Consider the following 16,232-nt stretch of genomic DNA (forward strand, 5'->3'; position numbering starts at 1 on the left):
CGGCCTCCTCTCTTCTCCCGCCCGCCGCGTCACACGCGGCCGGAGCCCTGAGCCAAGCGCGACGCGTCCGATGCACCATTTCCATTATCGCGACGGTCGTCTGAAGGCCGAGGATGTCGATCTCGGCGAACTCGCCGAGCGCGTCGGCACGCCGTTCTACTGCTACTCCACCGCTACTCTGGAGCGGCATTACCAGGTCTTCGCCGAGGCCTTCTCCGGCGACGACGCCCTCGTGTGCTTTGCCGTGAAGGCGAACTCCAATCAGGCGGTGCTGGCGACGCTCGGCCGGCTCGGCGCCGGCATGGACATCGTGTCGGAGGGCGAACTGCGTCGGGCGCTTGCTGCGGGGATCGACCCGCAGCGGATCGTGTTCTCGGGCGTCGGCAAGACGCCGGAGGAGATGCGCGCCGGCCTCGATGCCGGCATCTTCTGCTTCAACGTCGAGAGCGAGCCCGAACTCGAGACCCTGTCGCAGGTCGCCTCGAGCCTCGGCGCCAACGCCCACATCTCGGTCCGGGTCAATCCGGACGTCGATGCGGGCACGCATGCCAAGATCTCCACCGGCAAGTCCGAGAACAAGTTCGGCATCCCGCTCGCCCGCGCGCGGGACGTCTACGCCAAGGCCGCCTCCCTGCCCGGCCTCGCGATCGTGGGCGTCGACATGCATATCGGCAGTCAGATCACCGATCTTCGCCCCTTCGACCGAGCCGCGAAGCTCCTCGCCGGCCTCGCCCGCGACCTCATGGCCGAGGGGCACCGTCTCCGCCACATCGATTTCGGCGGCGGCCTCGGCATTCCCTATCGCGACGACACCGCCCCGCCGCCCGACCCCGCCGCCTTCGCGGCGATGCTGCGCCCGCATTTCCAGCCGCTGGGCTTGCGCCCGGTCTTCGAGATCGGCCGCATGATCTCGGGCAATGCCGGGATCCTCGTCACCCGCGTCATCGCGATGAAGCGCATGGAGGCGCGCACCTTCGTCATCGTCGACGCGGCGATGAACGACCTCATCCGGCCGACCCTCTACGAGGCGTTCCACGGCCTGCGCCCGGTGATCGAGCCCGGCCCCGACACGCGCCGGATCGTGGCCGACATGGTCGGCCCGGTCTGCGAGACCGGCGACTATTTCGCCCTCGAACGCGAGATGCCGGATCTCGAAGCCGGCGACCTCGTCGCGGTGATGAGCGCGGGTGCCTACGGCGCCGCCATGTCGGGGACCTACAACACCCGCCGGCTCGTGCCCGAGGTGCTGGTCAGGGGTAAGGTCGCCGCGATCGTTCGCCCGCGCCAGACCTACGAGGACCTGATCGGTCTCGACCGCCTGCCGGGGTGGCTCTCCGCCTGAGCGGATTTGACCCGATGGTCGGGTCCGGCCACCATGCTAGTCTCGCGGCGCTTTATGGATGGCCGAGGAGACATGACGCTGCCGAACGCTCAGCCTCAGCAGGACGCCGTGCGCGACCGCCTCGATCGGCTCGTTGCCCGCGCCAAGGCGGCCTCGCTGTGGGAGCGGACATGGCCCGTGCTCTGGCGCGGCCTCGCCGTTCTCCTCGCCTTCCTGGCCGTGTCATGGCTTGGCCTCTGGCTCGATCTTGGCCCCCTTGGCCGGATGATCGGCCTTGCCCTGTTCGCGGCAGCCTTCGTTGCAGGCCTCGTTCCGCTGGCAAAGATCGGCCGGCCGACCCGGCGCGAGGCCCTCGCGCGGATCGACCGAGATGCCGCCTCGGGCGGCGGCGCCCTCGCGCATAGCCCGGCCTCCTCCATCGACGACACGCTTGCGGTCGGCACCGGCGATCCCGCGACACAAGCCCTGTGGGCGCTCCATCGCAAGCGTGCCGCCGCCGCCGTGGCGAAGCTGAGTGTCGCCGTGCCGCGTCCGGCAATGCCGCGACGGGACCCCTTCGCCCTGCGCGCTGCCCTGCTGGTGACGGTCGCGGCGAGCCTGTTCGTCGCCGGATCGGAATGGCGCCAGCGCGTCGGCGCCGCCTTCGACTGGCGTGCTCCGGCGGTGGCCGGCCCGAATTTCAGGGTCGACGGCTGGATCGACCCGCCCCTCTACACGCGGATGCCGCCCCTGGTCGTCGCCCTCGGCGGCCCGGAGCAGCGCCTGCGGGCGCCGGTGAATTCGACCCTGATCGTCCGCATCGCAGGTCTCGGCGAGGCCAGGCTGAGTCCCCGTTCCGGCCTCGAAGCCCTGCCCGGCAAGGATGCGAGGCCGGATCTGCGCGAGGACCGCTTCAAGCTCACCGGCGGCCTCGCCGACCTCACCGTGGAGACCACCGGCGGCGGCTCCCAGAGGCTCGTGATCGAGACCATACCGGACGAGCCGCCGGTCATCCGCAGCGTCGGCACGCCGGAGGTCAACGGCCGCGGCACCTTCAACCTGAGCTACCGCGCCAAGGACGATTACGGCATCGCCTCGGCCGAGGGCGTGGTCGAGCCGCTGAAGCCCGGCCGCTCGCTGGTGCCGCCGCCGCGCATCCCGCTCGCCCTGCCGGGCGACGCCACCGGGGAGGCCGACGCCAAGACCCTCGTCGACCTCACCGACAATCCGTGGTCGGGCGCGCGGGTGCGCTTCACCCTCGTCGTCAAGGACGAGGCCGAGCAGGAGGCGCGCAGCCAGTCCGTCGAGATGACCCTGCCGGCCCGGCCGTTCCAGAAGCCCCTGGCGCGGTCGCTCGCGGAGGAGCGCCGCCGCCTCGTCACGGCACCGGACGAAAGCCGCCGCCGCGTTCAGACGGCCCTCGACGCCCTCCTGATCGCGCCGAGCCAGTTCACGCCCGAGCCCGGCATCTTCCTCGGCCTGCGCACGGCCTCGCGCCGGCTGAAGGCGGCCCGGACCGACGAAGCCCTCACCGAGGTCGCCGATCTCCTCTGGGAGATGGCCCTCAAGATCGAGGACGGCGACCTCTCCGATGCCGAGAAGTCCCTGCGCGCCGCACAGGACCGGCTCAAGGAGGCGATCGAGCGGGGCGCTCCCGACGAGGAGGTGAAGAAGCTCACCGAGGACCTCAAGCAGGCCCTCGACAAGTTCATGAAGGAGATGGCCCAGCGCCAGGGCAAGGAGCCCGGCAAGCAGGGCGAGCGCAGCCAGCAGGACAAGAACGCCAAGAGCGTCACGCCTGACGACCTCAACAAGATGATCGAGGATATGGCGGAGGCGATGAAGCGCGGCGACACCGCCGAGGCCCAGCGCCTGCTCGAACAGCTCCGCGGCATCCTCGAGAACCTTCAGAGCGCCGAGCAGGGCGGCAAGTCCGATCCCCGCAACCGCGAGATGAACAAGCAGGCGCAGGAGCTCGACGAGATGGCCCGCGAGCAGCAGGGCCTGCGCGACGAGACCTTCAAGGACGGCCAGTCCAAGCGCGGCCAGCAGCGTCCCCGCAACGGACAGCAGGGTCAGCAGCAGCCCGGCGGCCAAGGTCAACAAGGCCAGGGTCAGCAGGGCCAAGGTCAGGCCGAACAGGGGCAGCAGGGTCAAGGTCAGGGCCAGAAGGGCCAGAAGGGCCAGGGCGGCACCGGCCAGCGCCAGCAGGCCCTGCGCGAGCGGCTCGAGGATCTCCAGCGCCGGATGAAAGAGCTCGGCATGCAGGGGGAGGAGGGCCTCTCCGAAGCCGAGGAGGCCATGCGTGAGGCCGAAGGGGCGCTGGGCCAGGGCCGCGAGGGCGACGCTGTCGATGCGCAGGGACGCGCTCTCGACGGGTTGAAGCGCGGCGCCGAGGGCATGCAGCAGCAGATGCAGGAGATGGCAGAGGGTGAAGGCGAGGGCGAGGGCCAGCAGGAGGGCGGCAAATCGCCGAGCCAGCAGGGCCAAGCCGGATCGCGCGACGACGATCCCCTCGGACGCCCGACGAAGGGACGCGACCTCTCGGGCGGCAATGTCCGCGTGCCCACCGCCGACGAATCGGGTGTCCAGCGCACCCGGCGAATCCTGGAGGAACTGCGGCGCAAGCTCGGCGACCCGAGCCGGTCGCGCGAGGAGCTCGATTACTTCGAGCGCCTGCTGCGCCGGAACTGAGGATCGCCGGCACGGCCTCCTGCGCTAACCTGCCCTGGGCGACGGCGAGCCATCGCTCACCTATGTGAAGCGATGGGCCGCGTTGCCCGTCAAGCCGAGACGATTGCCCGATGTCCTCCAACACCCTCGTCCTCGTCGCCTGTATCGCCGTGGCGGTCGTTCTCCTGCTCGGCCTCGCCAACATGCTGCGCGGCGGCAGCAGCAACGTCTCCCAGAAGCTGATGCGTCTGCGCGTCGTCCTGCAGTTCTTCGCCATCGTTCTGATCATGGGCGTGCTGTGGTGGCGCTCGACCTGAGCGCGACATCTGTTTCCGGACTGTTGCGGAGGTGCCGCACCGGGGATCTATCCGGCCGTTCGCGGATGAATACAGCCCCCGGGCCCTCAACCGAAGAAGCGCTGCCGTGATAGCGTCCGCCGTCACGAACCGGACAGCGACGCGATGCACCTCACCACCAGAAGCCTCGTCACGGGTCTCCTCGCCCTGACGATCGGCGGCAGCGCCACCTCCGTCGGCGCGGCGGATCTCGGCTCGCGCAGGGCGCCGCAGCCGGTCTACGTGCCCCCCGTCCAGCCGATGAGCATCGTCTCCGAGGTCCGCATCGGCGGCTCGGTCCAGGATCCGGGCAGCGCCGAAGGCAAAACTCCCGGCTTCAGCACTGCGAACGTCAATGGCGAGATCCTGTTCGCCAAGCCGCTGATCAGCCAGGATCCGTTCTGGCAGGCCCTCATCCCACGGGCGACGGTGGGTGGCAGCTACAACACCGGCGGTCGGACCAGCTACGCCTATATCGGCGCCACCTGGACGATCGACCTCTTCCCCGAATTCTTCAACCGCCGGGTCTTCCTCGACGGCTTCTTCGGCGGTGCCGCGCATAACGGCTATACCGGACCGAAGGCGGCCGCTCCCCTGGGCTTCAACGCACTCGGCTGCAATCCGCTCTTCCGCGAGGCCGCGTCTCTCGGATTCCGCATCGACGAGCATTGGAGCATCATGGCGACGATCGAGCACATGTCCAATGCCGGCCTTTGCGCCAACAATCGCGGCCTGACGAATTACGGCGGCAAGATCGGCTACACGTTCTAGACGCCACGCCCGGACATTACGCTTTGGTCACCCTCAACCGCATCTACACCCGCACCGGCGACAAGGGCTCGACGGCGCTCGCCAACGGGGAACGACGCTCCAAAGCCGACCTGCGGGTCGAGACCTACGGCACCGTCGACGAGACCAATTCCTGCATCGGCCTCGTGCGGCTTCATGCGGAGCCTGCCCTCGACGCCATGCTCGGCCGCATCCAGAACGACCTGTTCGATCTCGGCGCCGACCTCGCGACGCCGGAGGGCGACGAGAAGCCGGCCTACGAGCCGCTGCGCATCGTCGCCGCCCAGGTGACCCGCATCGAAGCCGAGATCGATATCCTCAACGCTGAGCTGTCGCCGCTGAAATCCTTCGTCCTGCCGGGCGGCTCGCCGGCGGCGGCGGCCCTCCACCTCGCCCGCACGGTCTGCCGCCGTGCCGAACGCCTGGCCGTGGCGCTCGCCGCGATCGAGGGCGAGCGGGTCTCCCCGGAAGCCCTGCAATACCTCAACCGCCTCTCGGACTTCCTCTTCGTCGCGAGCCGCACGGCCAATGCCAACGGCGCGAACGACGTGCTCTGGGTGCCGGGCAAGAACCGGTAGGCGGCCAGCCGAGGCGGGATGCTGCCTGGCGCGTCCGCCAGATGCCGCGCCATGATGCGGCCGAGGCCGGTGGCGGCTTCCGATCCCCGCACTTCGACCCCACGGCGCAGCACCACCGCGCGTTGACAAGCGCGAAATCACATCGTTACGGTCCGCCGCCTCGTCGGCTGGCGCGTTCGTCGCCGGGAGCCGTTTTACAGGCGAATTTCGCGGATCGAGCGGCCATAAGCCGCCAAGTTCTGCCCCTCGCGGAGGATTGTGACCGCCATGAAGGTTCTGGTGCCCGTCAAGCGGGTCGTCGACTACAACGTCAAGATCCGCGTCAAGGCCGATGGTTCGGGCGTCGACCTCGCCAACGTGAAGATGTCGATGAACCCCTTCGACGAGATCGCCGTCGAGGAGGCGATCCGGCTCAAGGAGAAGGGCAAGGTCACCGAAATCGTCGCCGTCTCGATCGGGCCGCAGCAGGCGCAGGAGACCTTGCGCACGGCCCTCGCCATGGGCGCCGACCGGGCGATCCTGGTGAAGACCGACGTCAACGCCGAACCGCTCGGCGTCGCCAAGATCCTCAAGGCGATCGTCGAGAAGGAAGGTCCGGAGCTCGTCATCCTCGGCAAGCAGGCCATCGACGACGATTCCAACCAGACCGGGCAGATGCTCGGCGCGCTCCTCGGCTGGCCTCAGGGCACCTTCGCCTTCAAGGTCGAGTTCGGCGAGGGAAGCGTCGACGTGACGCGCGAGGTCGATGGCGGCCTGCAGACGGTGAGCCTCAAGCTGCCGGCTATCGTCACCACCGACCTGCGCCTCAACGAGCCGCGCTACGCGAGCTTGCCCAACATCATGAAGGCCAAGAAGAAGCCGCTCGAGGAGCTGACCCCCGAGGCCCTGGGCGTCGACGTCACGCCGCGGATCAAGGTGCTCAAGACCGTCGAGCCCGCTGGCCGCAAGGCGGGCGTCAAGGTCGAATCCGCCGCAGCCCTCGTCGAGAAGCTGAAGGTCGAGGCCGGGGTGATCTGATCGCCCCGCTCCCAGACGCGTCTCCAAGCCCGTACGGGCATCCCTTGTCCGAGGTTCAAACAGCACATGGCCATCCTCCTCCTCATTGAGCACGAGAACGGCGCCGTCCGCGATGCCAGCCTGAAGGCCGTGACCGCTGCGCGGGACATCGGCGGCCCGATCCACGCCCTCCTGCTCGGTAGCGGCGCGAAGAGCGCGGCGGAAGCGGCAGCCAAGCTCGACGGCATCGAGACCGTCCTCGTCTCGGAGGACGCGACCTACGATCATCTCCTCGCCGAGCCGACGGGCGCGCTGATCGCCTCGATCGCCGGACCCTACGACGTGATCCTGGCTGCGGCCTCCACCACCGGCAAGAACGTGCTGCCGCGTGTCGCCGCCCTCCTCGACGTCGCCCAGCTCTCCGACATCATCAAGGTCGTCTCCCCGAATACCTTCGAGCGGCCGATCTATGCCGGCAACGCGATCCAGACCGTCGAGGCACCGGCCGGCAAGGCGGTGATCACGGTCCGCACAGCCGCCTTCAAGGCGGTCGCCGAGGGCGGCAGCGCCGCGCCGATCCAGGCCGTCGAGGCCGCAGCTCCACAGGCGGGCGGTTCGACCTTCAAGGGCGAGGAGATCGCCAAATCCGACCGGCCGGAACTGGCCGCGGCGCGCATCATCGTCTCCGGCGGCCGTTCGCTCGGCTCGGCCGACAAGTTCAAGGAACTGATCGAGCCGCTCGCCGACACGCTCGGCGCTGCGGTGGGCGCTTCCCGCGCTGCAGTCGATGCCGGCTACGCGCCGAACGACTGGCAGGTCGGGCAGACCGGCAAGGTCGTGGCACCCGACCTCTACGTGGCCGTCGGCATCTCGGGCGCGATCCAGCACCTCGCCGGCATGAAGGATTCGAAGGTCATCGTCGCCATCAACAAGGACGAGGACGCGCCGATCTTCCAGGTCGCCGATTACGGCCTCGTCGGCGACCTGTTCCAGGTGGTGCCCGACTTCCAGGCCGCCATCGCCAAGGCCAAAGGCTGAGGCTGTCGGAACGGGTCGCAGTCGTCGCGGTCCGACGGCTGCGACTGCACTGCACCTGCGCGTAAAAATGAGCTAAGAAATCGATGCAACGCGGTGGTGGATGCGGCAAGCGTCGCCGCCGCGGAAGCGTTTGCGTCAGCCGGCCACGCCGGCAGCGCCTCGGGGGTGCGGGTCAGCGATGGGCATCGATATCAGGACAGTCGGGATCATCGGTGCAGGGCAGATGGGCAGCGGTATCGCTCACGTCTGCGCGATGGCAGGGCTGGACGTCATCATCAACGACCGCGAGAATTCGCGGCTCGAGAGCGGGCTTGCCACGATCGACGGCAATCTCGCGCGTCAAGTCTCAAAGGGGACGATCTCCGAAGAGCAGCGCCGCGGCGCGATCGGCCGGATCAAGCCGGTGCGGGATTTCGATGGGCTCGCGCCGAGCGATCTCGTCATCGAGGCCGCGACCGAAGACGAGGCGACGAAGCGCAAGATCTTCAGCAGCCTCTGCGGCTCGCTGAAGCCCGACGCCCTTATCGCCACCAACACCTCGTCGATCTCTATCACGCGTCTCGCGGCCTCGACCGACCGGCCCGAGCGCTTCATCGGCATCCATTTCATGAACCCGGTACCGGTGATGCAGCTCGTCGAGCTGATCCGCGGCATCGCCACCGAAGACCCGACCTACGAATCGGCCAAGGCTTTCATCGCCAAGCTCGGCAAGACCTCGACGATGTCCGAGGATTTTCCGGCGTTCATCGTCAACCGCATCCTGCTGCCGATGATCAACGAGGCAATCTACACGCTCTACGAGGGCGTGGGCTCTGTGGAGGCGATCGATACGGCCATGAAGCTCGGGGCCAACCATCCGATGGGGCCACTCCAGCTTGCCGATTTCATCGGCCTGGATACCTGCCTGTCGGTGATGCAAGTCCTCTACGAGGGCTTGGCGGATTCGAAGTATCGCCCTTGTCCTCTCCTCGTGAAATATGTCGAGGCCGGCTGGCTAGGCCGCAAGTCGAAGCGCGGCTTCTACGATTACCGCGGCGAGACGCCCGTCCCGACCCGCTGACGCGGGGTGGAACGGGCTATCGGTTCATTTCGGGTTGGCGCCGCCGTTAGCATTCGGCTGGGCGGGACTCGGATAGGCCGGATTCGAGCCGGGCACGTTGCTGCTGTTCGACGATGCCGGACTATTGGTGCTGCCGGTGACAGAGCCCGTCACTTCCTGCCGGGACGCGTCCTGGCTCTTCGAGGAGTAGTCCTTGGGCGAATTCGCGCCCTGCCATGTCATGAGGCTGGCGATGGCGACTGCCAGGAGCGCGAGGCTCCCGAGCAGGACGTAGAGGACAGGCTTGCCGCGCTTGCCCTGACGGGCACTCTGCTCCGGTACCCGCTCCTGTCCGTTGATATTCCGGTTCTCTTGCATCTGCGACCTCGCCTGCGAGGCCCGCTCGGGCCTCGTGTTTCCGAAGCGACGCCCAGGCGTCGCGATGGGCGGAAACGCGGGGGTCCGAACGAGGGTTCCTGATGCGGCGGAGCGGCCTTCCCGGTCTCAGCGCCCGGTGACCAGCAGGATCTTGCCGAGATGGGCGCTCGTTTCCATGAGTTCGTGCGCTTTCCGAGCTTCCTCTAGCGGGAAGGTGGCGTGGATGACCGGCCGGATTCGGCCGTCCTCCAGGAGCGGCCAGACCTCGCGGGCGAGCCCCTGCGCGATGGCGGTCTTGTCGGCCTTGGGTCGGGCGCGCAGGGTCGAGCCGGTGATGGTGAGGCGCTTGAGCATGATCGGCGTCAGGTTGAGGTTCTCGACCCGGTAGCCCTGCATGAAGGCGATCTGGACGAGGCGTCCTTCCACCGCCAGCGACGCGATGTTCTTGGCGAGATAGGCCGCGCCGACCATGTCGAGGATGACGTCGACGCCCTTGCCGTCGGTCAGGCGCTTCACGTCCTCGGCGAAATCGACCTCGCGATAGTTGATGGCGGCGTCCGCCCCGAGCTCGCGGCAGAACGCGCATTTCTCGTCGGAGCCCGCCGTGGCGAAGACCCGGGCGCCCTGGTGCTTGGCGATCTGGATCGCCGTCGAACCGATGCCGCTCGACCCGCCATGGACGAGGAAGCTCTCGCCCTCCTTGAGGCGCCCGCGCTCGATGACGTTGCTGTAGACAGTGAAGTAGGTCTCCGGCAGGCCTGCCGCCTCGACGAGGGAGAGAGGCTTTGGCTTGGGGAGGCAATGCCCGGCTTCCGCAAGGGCAAATTCCGCGTATCCGCCACTGATCACGAGGGCGCAGACCTCGTCGCCGATAGCGAGTTCGTCGGCTCCCTCGCCCAGGGCCACGATGCGGCCGGCGATCTCGAGACCCGGCACCTCGGTGGCTCCCTTCGGCGGGGGATAGTTGCCGCTGCGCTGCATGATGTCGGGCCGGTTCACCCCCGCCGCGACGACATCGATCAGGACCTGACCGGGGCCGGGCCTCGGCACCGGCACGGTCTCCACGGCGATCACTTCGGGGCCGCCGGCCTCTGCGAAGCGGATCTGGCGCATGGTCTCGGGGAGGGTGGAAAGCATCTCAGGTCTCCATGAGGCGAGCGCCGTCTTCGCGGGCCGAGAGGGTGTTGGCAAGGGATGCCGAAAGGATCACCGCGTCCCGTACATCCGATCCCCCGCATCCCCCAATCCTGGCACGATGTAGCCGTGGTCGTTGAGGTGACTGTCGATGGAGGCGGTCCAGACCGGCACGTCGGGATGGGACGCCTGCAGCCGGGCAATGCCCTCCGGCGCGGCCAGGAGGCAGACGAAGCGGAGATCCTGAGCACCGCGGGCCTTGAGGAGGTCGATGGCGGCGACCGCCGAGTTGGCGGTGGCCAGCATCGGATCGAGGACGAGGACGGTGCGGTCGGCGAGGTCGGAGGGTGCCTTGAAGTAGTACTCCACGGCCTGCAGCGTCTCGGGGTCGCGGTAGAGCCCGACATGGGCGACGCGGGCGGAAGGAACCAGCGACAGCATCCCGTCGAGGAAGCCGACGCCGGCCCTCAAGATCGGGGCGAGGACGAGCTTCTTGCCGGCGATCTGCGGTGCCTCCATCGCCTGGATCGGCGTCTCGATGGCGACCGTTTCGAGCGGCAGGTCGCGGGTCACCTCGTAGGCGAGCAGCATGCCGATCTCGTTGAGGATCTGGCGAAAGCCTTTGGTCGAGCGCGCCTTGTCGCGGAGCAGGGTCAGCTTGTGCTGGACCAACGGGTGCCCGACCACCGTGACTGCCGCCGTCGCATCCGCCTGCATAGCCCGCTCCCTCATCGGCCCTCGCGCCGGGACGCCCTCCCTATACCAGCCGCATCGCCGCGGCGACGCACGAAAAAGGGCTCCACGCCTCTCGGCGGGAGCCCCGGTCTCGTCGTGGGTCAGGCGATCAGGCGTCGCGGGTGCTCGAACCGGTCTCTGCGCGGCGCTTGGCCATGAAGGCGTCGAACTGCTCGCGATCCTTGGCCCGCTTCAGCTCCTCGACGAAGGCCGCGAAGGCACGGCCCTCTTCCTCGAGCGCCCGGCGCTGGGCGACGAGACGCTCGATCTCGGCGCGGCGATAGGCGTCGAAGGCGAAGTTGCCGCTGCCGCCGACATTGGCGGCCTCGAAGGCGGCGGCGAAGCGCGAGCGCCCGCCGGAACCGGCCGCGGACGTGGTCCGGCTCACGAGGTCGCGCAGCTCGCCGAAAGCCGGATAGCCCGCGAATTTCCAGGCGACGTAGCCGAGGGCCAGCGGCCACCAGTAGATGAAGGCGACGACGATGGCGCCGATCTCGAAGGACCGACGCGGAAACGGACCGTTGCGGCAAGCTTTGCCGGTGGCCCAGGGAGAGGTCGAGGAAAAGCTCACGGCTCACGCTCCAATGTAAATGTGAACCACATTCACTTGCGGACGCGTCCCACGCTTTTCAAGGGAGGAGGGAGCGGGGTTCGAAAGAGATCAGGCGGGCCTTAATCCGCCCGCGCCGTGGACGAGGGCGAGCACGCCGGCACGCAGGAGCTCGTACTTGTCGGGAACGCCCGCACCCTTCGGAAGCTGGCCCGATGCCGCGAGAGTGGCGAGGCCATGCGACAAGGCCCAGACTTCGAGGGCGATGAAGCGGGGATCGATGCCGCCGAAGCCATCGGGGAAGGTCGTATTGAGCGATTCGACGAGGAGGTCGAACGGGCTCGGCCGGGCGGCTGCCTCGGCCTCCGTGGCCGCGGCTCCGAGACCCAGACGGCGGCTCTCGAAGATCGCCGCGTAGTAGCCGGGTTCTTCCTCGGCGAAGGCGAGGTAGGCCTCACCCATCCGGGTGAAGCGTTCGAGCGGCGTGCCGCGACCTCCCAGGGCCTTGGCGAGACGTTCGGCGAGATCGATGAAGCCACGGCCGGCAACCTCCTCAAGAAGGGCCTCACGGCCGCGGAAGTGCCGATAGAGCGCGGCCGGCGTGACGCCTACCAGCTTCGCGGCATCGACGAGGGTAAAGCCGCCGACGCCGCGCTCGGCGATGAAGCGGCGCGCCGCCTCGATCAGGGCTTCCTTGAGATTGCCGTGGTGGTAGCTGCGCCGGTCGCCCGGTTCGTCGCGCCAGGGTCGCAAGGGATCGGTCCTCCTCCTCGGCGTTGCGGAAACGCCTCGTCTTCGCCGCCCCCTCGGTGAGGTTGGCCTCCCGCGTTTCGGGGTTCCCTAGCACGAATACCCGCGCTGGTAGCCCCGCGCCGCCTTGGAAAGAAGGAATAAGGAATCCAGATGTTCGGTCCTGCCGAGTCTCATATGTCAAATAAAACGAGGCGATCACAGTTTGGTGTCCGGCGGAAACGCTTCACTAACTGATTATGGCCCAAGGTCAGATCCGCACCGACCGTCGTGCGCGTTTTTGACTGAGTGCCTCTCATGGACGACTTGCTGCGTGAGTTTCTCACCGAGAGTGCCGAGCACCTCGACACGGTGGATACCGAACTCGTCCGGTTCGAGCAGGATCCGAACAACAAGACGATCCTGAGCAACATCTTCCGGCTCGTGCACACCATCAAGGGCACCTGCGGGTTCCTCGGCCTGCCGCGCCTCGAAGCGCTGGCGCATGCCGCCGAGACTTTGATGGGCCAGTTCCGCGATGGAATGCCGGTCACCGGCGCCGCGGTCAGCCTCATCCTGGTCACCCTCGACCGCCTCAAGTCGATCCTCGGCGACCTCGAGAAGACGGGCTCCGAGCCGACCGGAAGCGACGACGACCTCATCGGCGCGTTGGAGCAGATGGCTTCGGGCCCGATTGGCCAGGCGGCGGCTGCCGCGCCTCCGGCTGCCGAGTACGTCCTGCCTCCGCCGGTCCAGCGCGAGCTGAAGCCCGGCGAGGTGACGCTTGAGGATCTGGAGCGCGCCTTCCTCGAAGCCGAAGGCCCCGAGGATATGGCGATGGCGCCCGCGGCGGCCGATGAGCCGGCGCCCGAGCCAGAGCCCGCGCCTGTGGCCGTGATGCCGGCGCCCGCACCGAAGGCCGAGGCGCCCGCCTCCGGCGGCGATGGTGAGGGCGGTGTCTCCAAGGTGCAGACGATCCGCGTGAACGTCGACACCCTCGAACACCTGATGACCATGGTCTCCGAGCTGGTGCTGACCCGCAACCAGCTCCTCGAGATCGCGCGTCGCCACGACGATTCGACCTACAAGGTTCCGCTGCAGCGGCTCAGCCACGTCACCGCCGAGCTGCAGGAAGGCGTCATGAAGACGCGCATGCAGCCGATCGGCAACGCCTGGCAGAAGCTGCCGCGCGTGGTCCGCGACCTCTCCTCCGAACTCGGCAAGCAGATCGAGCTCGTGATGAACGGCGCCGAGACCGAGCTCGACCGCCAGGTCCTCGAGGTCATCAAGGATCCGCTCACCCACATGGTGCGCAACTCGGCCGATCACGGCATCGAGTCGGCCGCCGACCGCAAAGCCTCCGGCAAGCCGCTGAAGGGCACGATCCGCCTCTCCGCCTATCACGAGGGCGGCACCATCACGATCGAGATCGCCGATGACGGCAAGGGGCTCGATCTCGCCGCCATCCGCAAGAAGGCCGTGGAGCGCAACGTCGCGAGCCAGGCCGAGATCGACCGGATGACCGACGCCCAGGTGGCGAAGTTCATCTTCCATCCTGGCTTCTCCACCGCGAAGGCCGTGACGTCGGTCTCCGGCCGCGGCGTCGGCATGGACGTCGTGAAGACCAATATCGACGTCATCGGCGGCGTCATCGACATCAACACGCAGCTCGGCCGCGGCACCACCTTCACCATCAAGATCCCGCTCACCCTGGCGATCATCGCGGCCCTCATCGTGAAGGCCGGCGAGCAGCGCTTCGCGGTGCCGCAGGTGGCGGTGCTCGAACTCGTCCGCGTCGACAAGGCCACCGCCCAGACCGTCGAGCGCATCAACGGATCGCCGGTTCTGCGCCTGCGCGAGCGGCTCCTGCCGATCGTCACCCTCACCGGCGTGCTCGGCCAGGAGCAGCCCACGGACACCATCGATTCCGGCTTCGTGGTCGTGGCCCAGGTGGGCCGCCAGCGGTTCGGCATCCTCGTCGACGAGGTCTTCCATACGGAAGAGATCGTCGTGAAGCCGATGTCCTCGAAATTGCGCCACCTGCCGCTCTTTGCCGGCAACACGATTCTCGGCGACGGCGCCGTCGTCCTCATCGTCGATCCCAACGGCATCGCCCAGCAGGTCAGCCAGGGCTCGCAGTCGGGCGGCGTCCCGATGGAGGCTGAAGTCGAGGAGGTCGTCGCCACCGATCCGAAGGCGACGCTCCTGGTGTTCCGCGGCGGCGCCGGAAGCTTTAAGGCGGTGCCACTCTCCCTCGTCACCCGCCTCGAAGAGATCGAGGCTTCGAAGATCGAGTGGGTCGGAGGTCGCCCGCTCATCCAGTACCGCGGTCGCCTGATGCCGCTGGTGCCGGCCGACGCCTCGATCGAGATCCGCTCCGAGGGCAGCCAGGCGCTGGTGGTGTTCTCGGACGGCGAGCGTGCCATGGGCCTCGTCGTCGACGAGATCGTCGACATCGTCGAGGAGCGCCTCGACGTCGAGATCTCGGCGGAGCGGTCCGACCTCATCGGCTCGGCAGTGCTGCGCGGACGCGCCACCGAGATCATCAACATCGCCCACTTCCTGCCTCTGGCCTACGACGATTGGACCCGCGGTGCCGGAAAGGTCCAGAAGCCGACCTCCACGCTGCTGCTGGTCGACGACTCGGCCTTCTTCCGCGACATGCTGAGCCCGGTGCTCAAGGCCGCCGGCTACATCGTGCTCACCGCGGGAAGTGCCGAGGAGGCCCTGACCATGATGATCACCAACAGCCGCATCGACCTGGTGGTCAGCGATCTCGAAATGCCCGGCCGCAGCGGCTTCGATCTCGTCGCGGCCATGCGCAAGGCGGAAGGCCGCGTCGCGGCCCTACCGGTGGTTGGTCTGACCGGCACGATCGGCCCTGAGGCCATCGAGCGGGCGCGCGGCCTCGGCATCGCCGACCTCGTGGCGAAGTTCGATCGCAGCGGCCTGATCCAGGCCCTGTCTGAGATCGAGGCCGCCCCCCTCGCCAACGCCGCCTGAAATCCGGCATCCCGAGTTCGGAGTTGAGTTCCATGATGCAGGCCGCCAACACCAACAAGCCGGAGACGGACGCCGGTGCCACCAACGACTTCGTCACCGTCTTCGTCGGCGAGACGATGTTCGGTCTGGCCATCGACCGGGTCCACGACGTCTTCATCCCCGCCGGCGTGACGCCGGTGCCGCTGGCCCCGCCCGAGATCGTCGGCCTGCTCAACCTGCGAGGCCGCGTCGTCACGGCCCTGTGCCTGCGACGCCGCCTCGGCCTGCCGGCCCGGGTCGGCGACGGCAAGCAGATGGCGATCGGCCTCGAACAGGGCGGCGAGACCTTCGCCCTCGTGGTCGATGGCGTCGGCGAGGTACTCAAGCTCGGCGCGAGCACGCACGAGCCGGTGCCGATAAACCTCGACGCGCGCTGGCGCGACCTGGCGCTCGGCGTCCACCGCCTCGACGGCCGCCTGCTCGTGATTCTCGATGTCGACTCGCTGCTGGCTTTCGGCGCTCCGCGCCACGTCGCCGGCGCCGCCTGACCGCCTCAGCGAGGATGCATCCGATGAAAACCTGTCTCATCGTCGACGACTCGGCCGTCATCCGGAAGGTGGCGCGCCGTATCCTGGAGAGCTTGAACTTCAGGGTCTCCGAAGCCGAGGACGGCGCCAAGGCGCTCGGCCTCTGCGCCGAGGCGATGCCGGACGTCATCCTCCTCGACTGGAACATGCCGGAGATGGACGGCTACGATTTCCTGAAGGCTCTTCGCCAGAGCCCGTCGGGCGATATCCCGAAGGTCCTGTTCTGCACCACCGAGAACGACGTGGGCGCCATCGCCCGGGCGCTCCATGCGGGCGCCGACGAGTACATCATGAAGCCGTTCGACCGCGACATCGTCACGGCCAAGCTCGACCAGGTCGGCTTCACCCAGCAGGCCGACGCCGCCTGA

16 protein-coding genes are annotated in these 16,232 nt (G+C 68.1%); 11 read left to right on the forward strand and 5 right to left on the reverse strand.

The annotated features are described in order from the left end of the window. Positions 1–70: 70 nt before the first annotated feature. The 8 genes from lysA to K2Y56_RS12230 all read left to right on the forward strand — a co-directional run bounded on the left by lysA (position 71) and on the right by K2Y56_RS12230 (position 8,790). Positions 71–1,342 carry a diaminopimelate decarboxylase gene (gene lysA / locus K2Y56_RS12195; RefSeq protein WP_292507653.1) on the forward strand — a complete coding sequence of 424 codons (1,272 nt, stop codon included), beginning with the start codon at positions 71–73 and terminating at the stop codon, positions 1,340–1,342. A 72-nt stretch (positions 1,343–1,414) separates the two neighbouring features. Continuing rightward, positions 1,415–4,015, forward strand: a complete 2,601-nt coding sequence (locus K2Y56_RS12200) for a TIGR02302 family protein (RefSeq protein WP_292507654.1) — start codon at positions 1,415–1,417, stop codon at positions 4,013–4,015. A gap of 110 nt (positions 4,016–4,125) precedes the next feature. Then, positions 4,126–4,311, forward strand: coding sequence for a twin transmembrane helix small protein (locus K2Y56_RS12205; RefSeq protein WP_292507655.1), 186 nt, complete (start codon positions 4,126–4,128; stop codon positions 4,309–4,311). Positions 4,312–4,455: 144 nt separating this feature from the next. Then, the gene (locus tag K2Y56_RS12210) at positions 4,456–5,100 is read left to right on the forward strand and encodes an acyloxyacyl hydrolase (protein WP_292507656.1); all 645 of its coding nucleotides are present in this window, start codon (positions 4,456–4,458) and stop codon (positions 5,098–5,100) included. A gap of 23 nt (positions 5,101–5,123) precedes the next feature. Continuing rightward, the gene (locus K2Y56_RS12215; RefSeq protein ID WP_292507657.1) at positions 5,124–5,696 is read left to right on the forward strand and encodes a cob(I)yrinic acid a,c-diamide adenosyltransferase; all 573 of its coding nucleotides are present in this window, start codon (positions 5,124–5,126) and stop codon (positions 5,694–5,696) included. Positions 5,697–5,963: 267 nt separating this feature from the next. Further along, positions 5,964–6,713: an electron transfer flavoprotein subunit beta/FixA family protein gene (locus K2Y56_RS12220; RefSeq protein WP_292507658.1), complete on the forward strand. Its 750-nt coding sequence runs from the start codon at positions 5,964–5,966 to the stop codon at positions 6,711–6,713. 66 nt (positions 6,714–6,779) lie between these two features. Continuing rightward, a complete protein-coding gene (locus tag K2Y56_RS12225) occupies positions 6,780–7,730 on the forward strand; it encodes an FAD-binding protein (RefSeq protein WP_292507659.1) in 951 nt (316 codons plus the stop codon). A gap of 178 nt (positions 7,731–7,908) precedes the next feature. Continuing rightward, entirely contained in the window at positions 7,909–8,790 is an 882-nt protein-coding gene (locus K2Y56_RS12230; protein ID WP_292507660.1) for a 3-hydroxybutyryl-CoA dehydrogenase, read from the forward strand. A 24-nt stretch (positions 8,791–8,814) separates the two neighbouring features. Here K2Y56_RS12230 and K2Y56_RS12235 read toward each other — a convergent pair whose 3' ends face one another. From K2Y56_RS12235 to K2Y56_RS12255, 5 genes are all read right to left on the reverse strand, one after another. Then, the gene (locus K2Y56_RS12235; protein WP_292507661.1) at positions 8,815–9,147 is read right to left on the reverse strand and encodes a hypothetical protein; all 333 of its coding nucleotides are present in this window, start codon (positions 9,145–9,147) and stop codon (positions 8,815–8,817) included. A gap of 126 nt (positions 9,148–9,273) precedes the next feature. Beyond that, positions 9,274–10,284, reverse strand: a complete 1,011-nt coding sequence (locus tag K2Y56_RS12240) for an NAD(P)H-quinone oxidoreductase (protein WP_292507662.1) — start codon at positions 10,282–10,284, stop codon at positions 9,274–9,276. A gap of 69 nt (positions 10,285–10,353) precedes the next feature. Beyond that, the gene (gene upp, locus K2Y56_RS12245) at positions 10,354–10,998 is read right to left on the reverse strand and encodes a uracil phosphoribosyltransferase (protein ID WP_292507784.1); all 645 of its coding nucleotides are present in this window, start codon (positions 10,996–10,998) and stop codon (positions 10,354–10,356) included. A 127-nt stretch (positions 10,999–11,125) separates the two neighbouring features. Beyond that, on the reverse strand, positions 11,126–11,587 hold the full coding sequence (locus K2Y56_RS12250; RefSeq protein ID WP_292507663.1) for a DUF2852 domain-containing protein: 462 nt from the start codon (positions 11,585–11,587) through the stop codon (positions 11,126–11,128). Positions 11,588–11,677: 90 nt separating this feature from the next. Next, complete coding sequence (locus tag K2Y56_RS12255; RefSeq protein WP_292507664.1) at positions 11,678–12,319, reverse strand: TetR/AcrR family transcriptional regulator; 642 nt, start codon at positions 12,317–12,319, stop codon at positions 11,678–11,680. Between the two features lie 294 nt (positions 12,320–12,613). Here K2Y56_RS12255 and K2Y56_RS12260 point away from each other — a divergent pair, with 294 nt between their 5' ends. From K2Y56_RS12260 to K2Y56_RS12270, 3 genes are read left to right on the forward strand one after another with little or no spacing between them, the layout of a single operon-like run. Next, positions 12,614–15,298, forward strand: coding sequence for a hybrid sensor histidine kinase/response regulator (locus K2Y56_RS12260; RefSeq protein ID WP_292507665.1), 2,685 nt, complete (start codon positions 12,614–12,616; stop codon positions 15,296–15,298). A gap of 35 nt (positions 15,299–15,333) precedes the next feature. Then, complete coding sequence (locus K2Y56_RS12265; RefSeq protein ID WP_292507786.1) at positions 15,334–15,825, forward strand: chemotaxis protein CheW; 492 nt, start codon at positions 15,334–15,336, stop codon at positions 15,823–15,825. 23 nt (positions 15,826–15,848) lie between these two features. After that, positions 15,849–16,232, forward strand: a complete 384-nt coding sequence (locus tag K2Y56_RS12270) for a response regulator (protein WP_292507666.1) — start codon at positions 15,849–15,851, stop codon at positions 16,230–16,232.

This window comes from Methylobacterium sp., from assembly GCF_019745455.1.
In the GTDB taxonomy this organism is placed as follows: Bacteria; Pseudomonadota; Alphaproteobacteria; order Rhizobiales; family Beijerinckiaceae; genus Methylobacterium.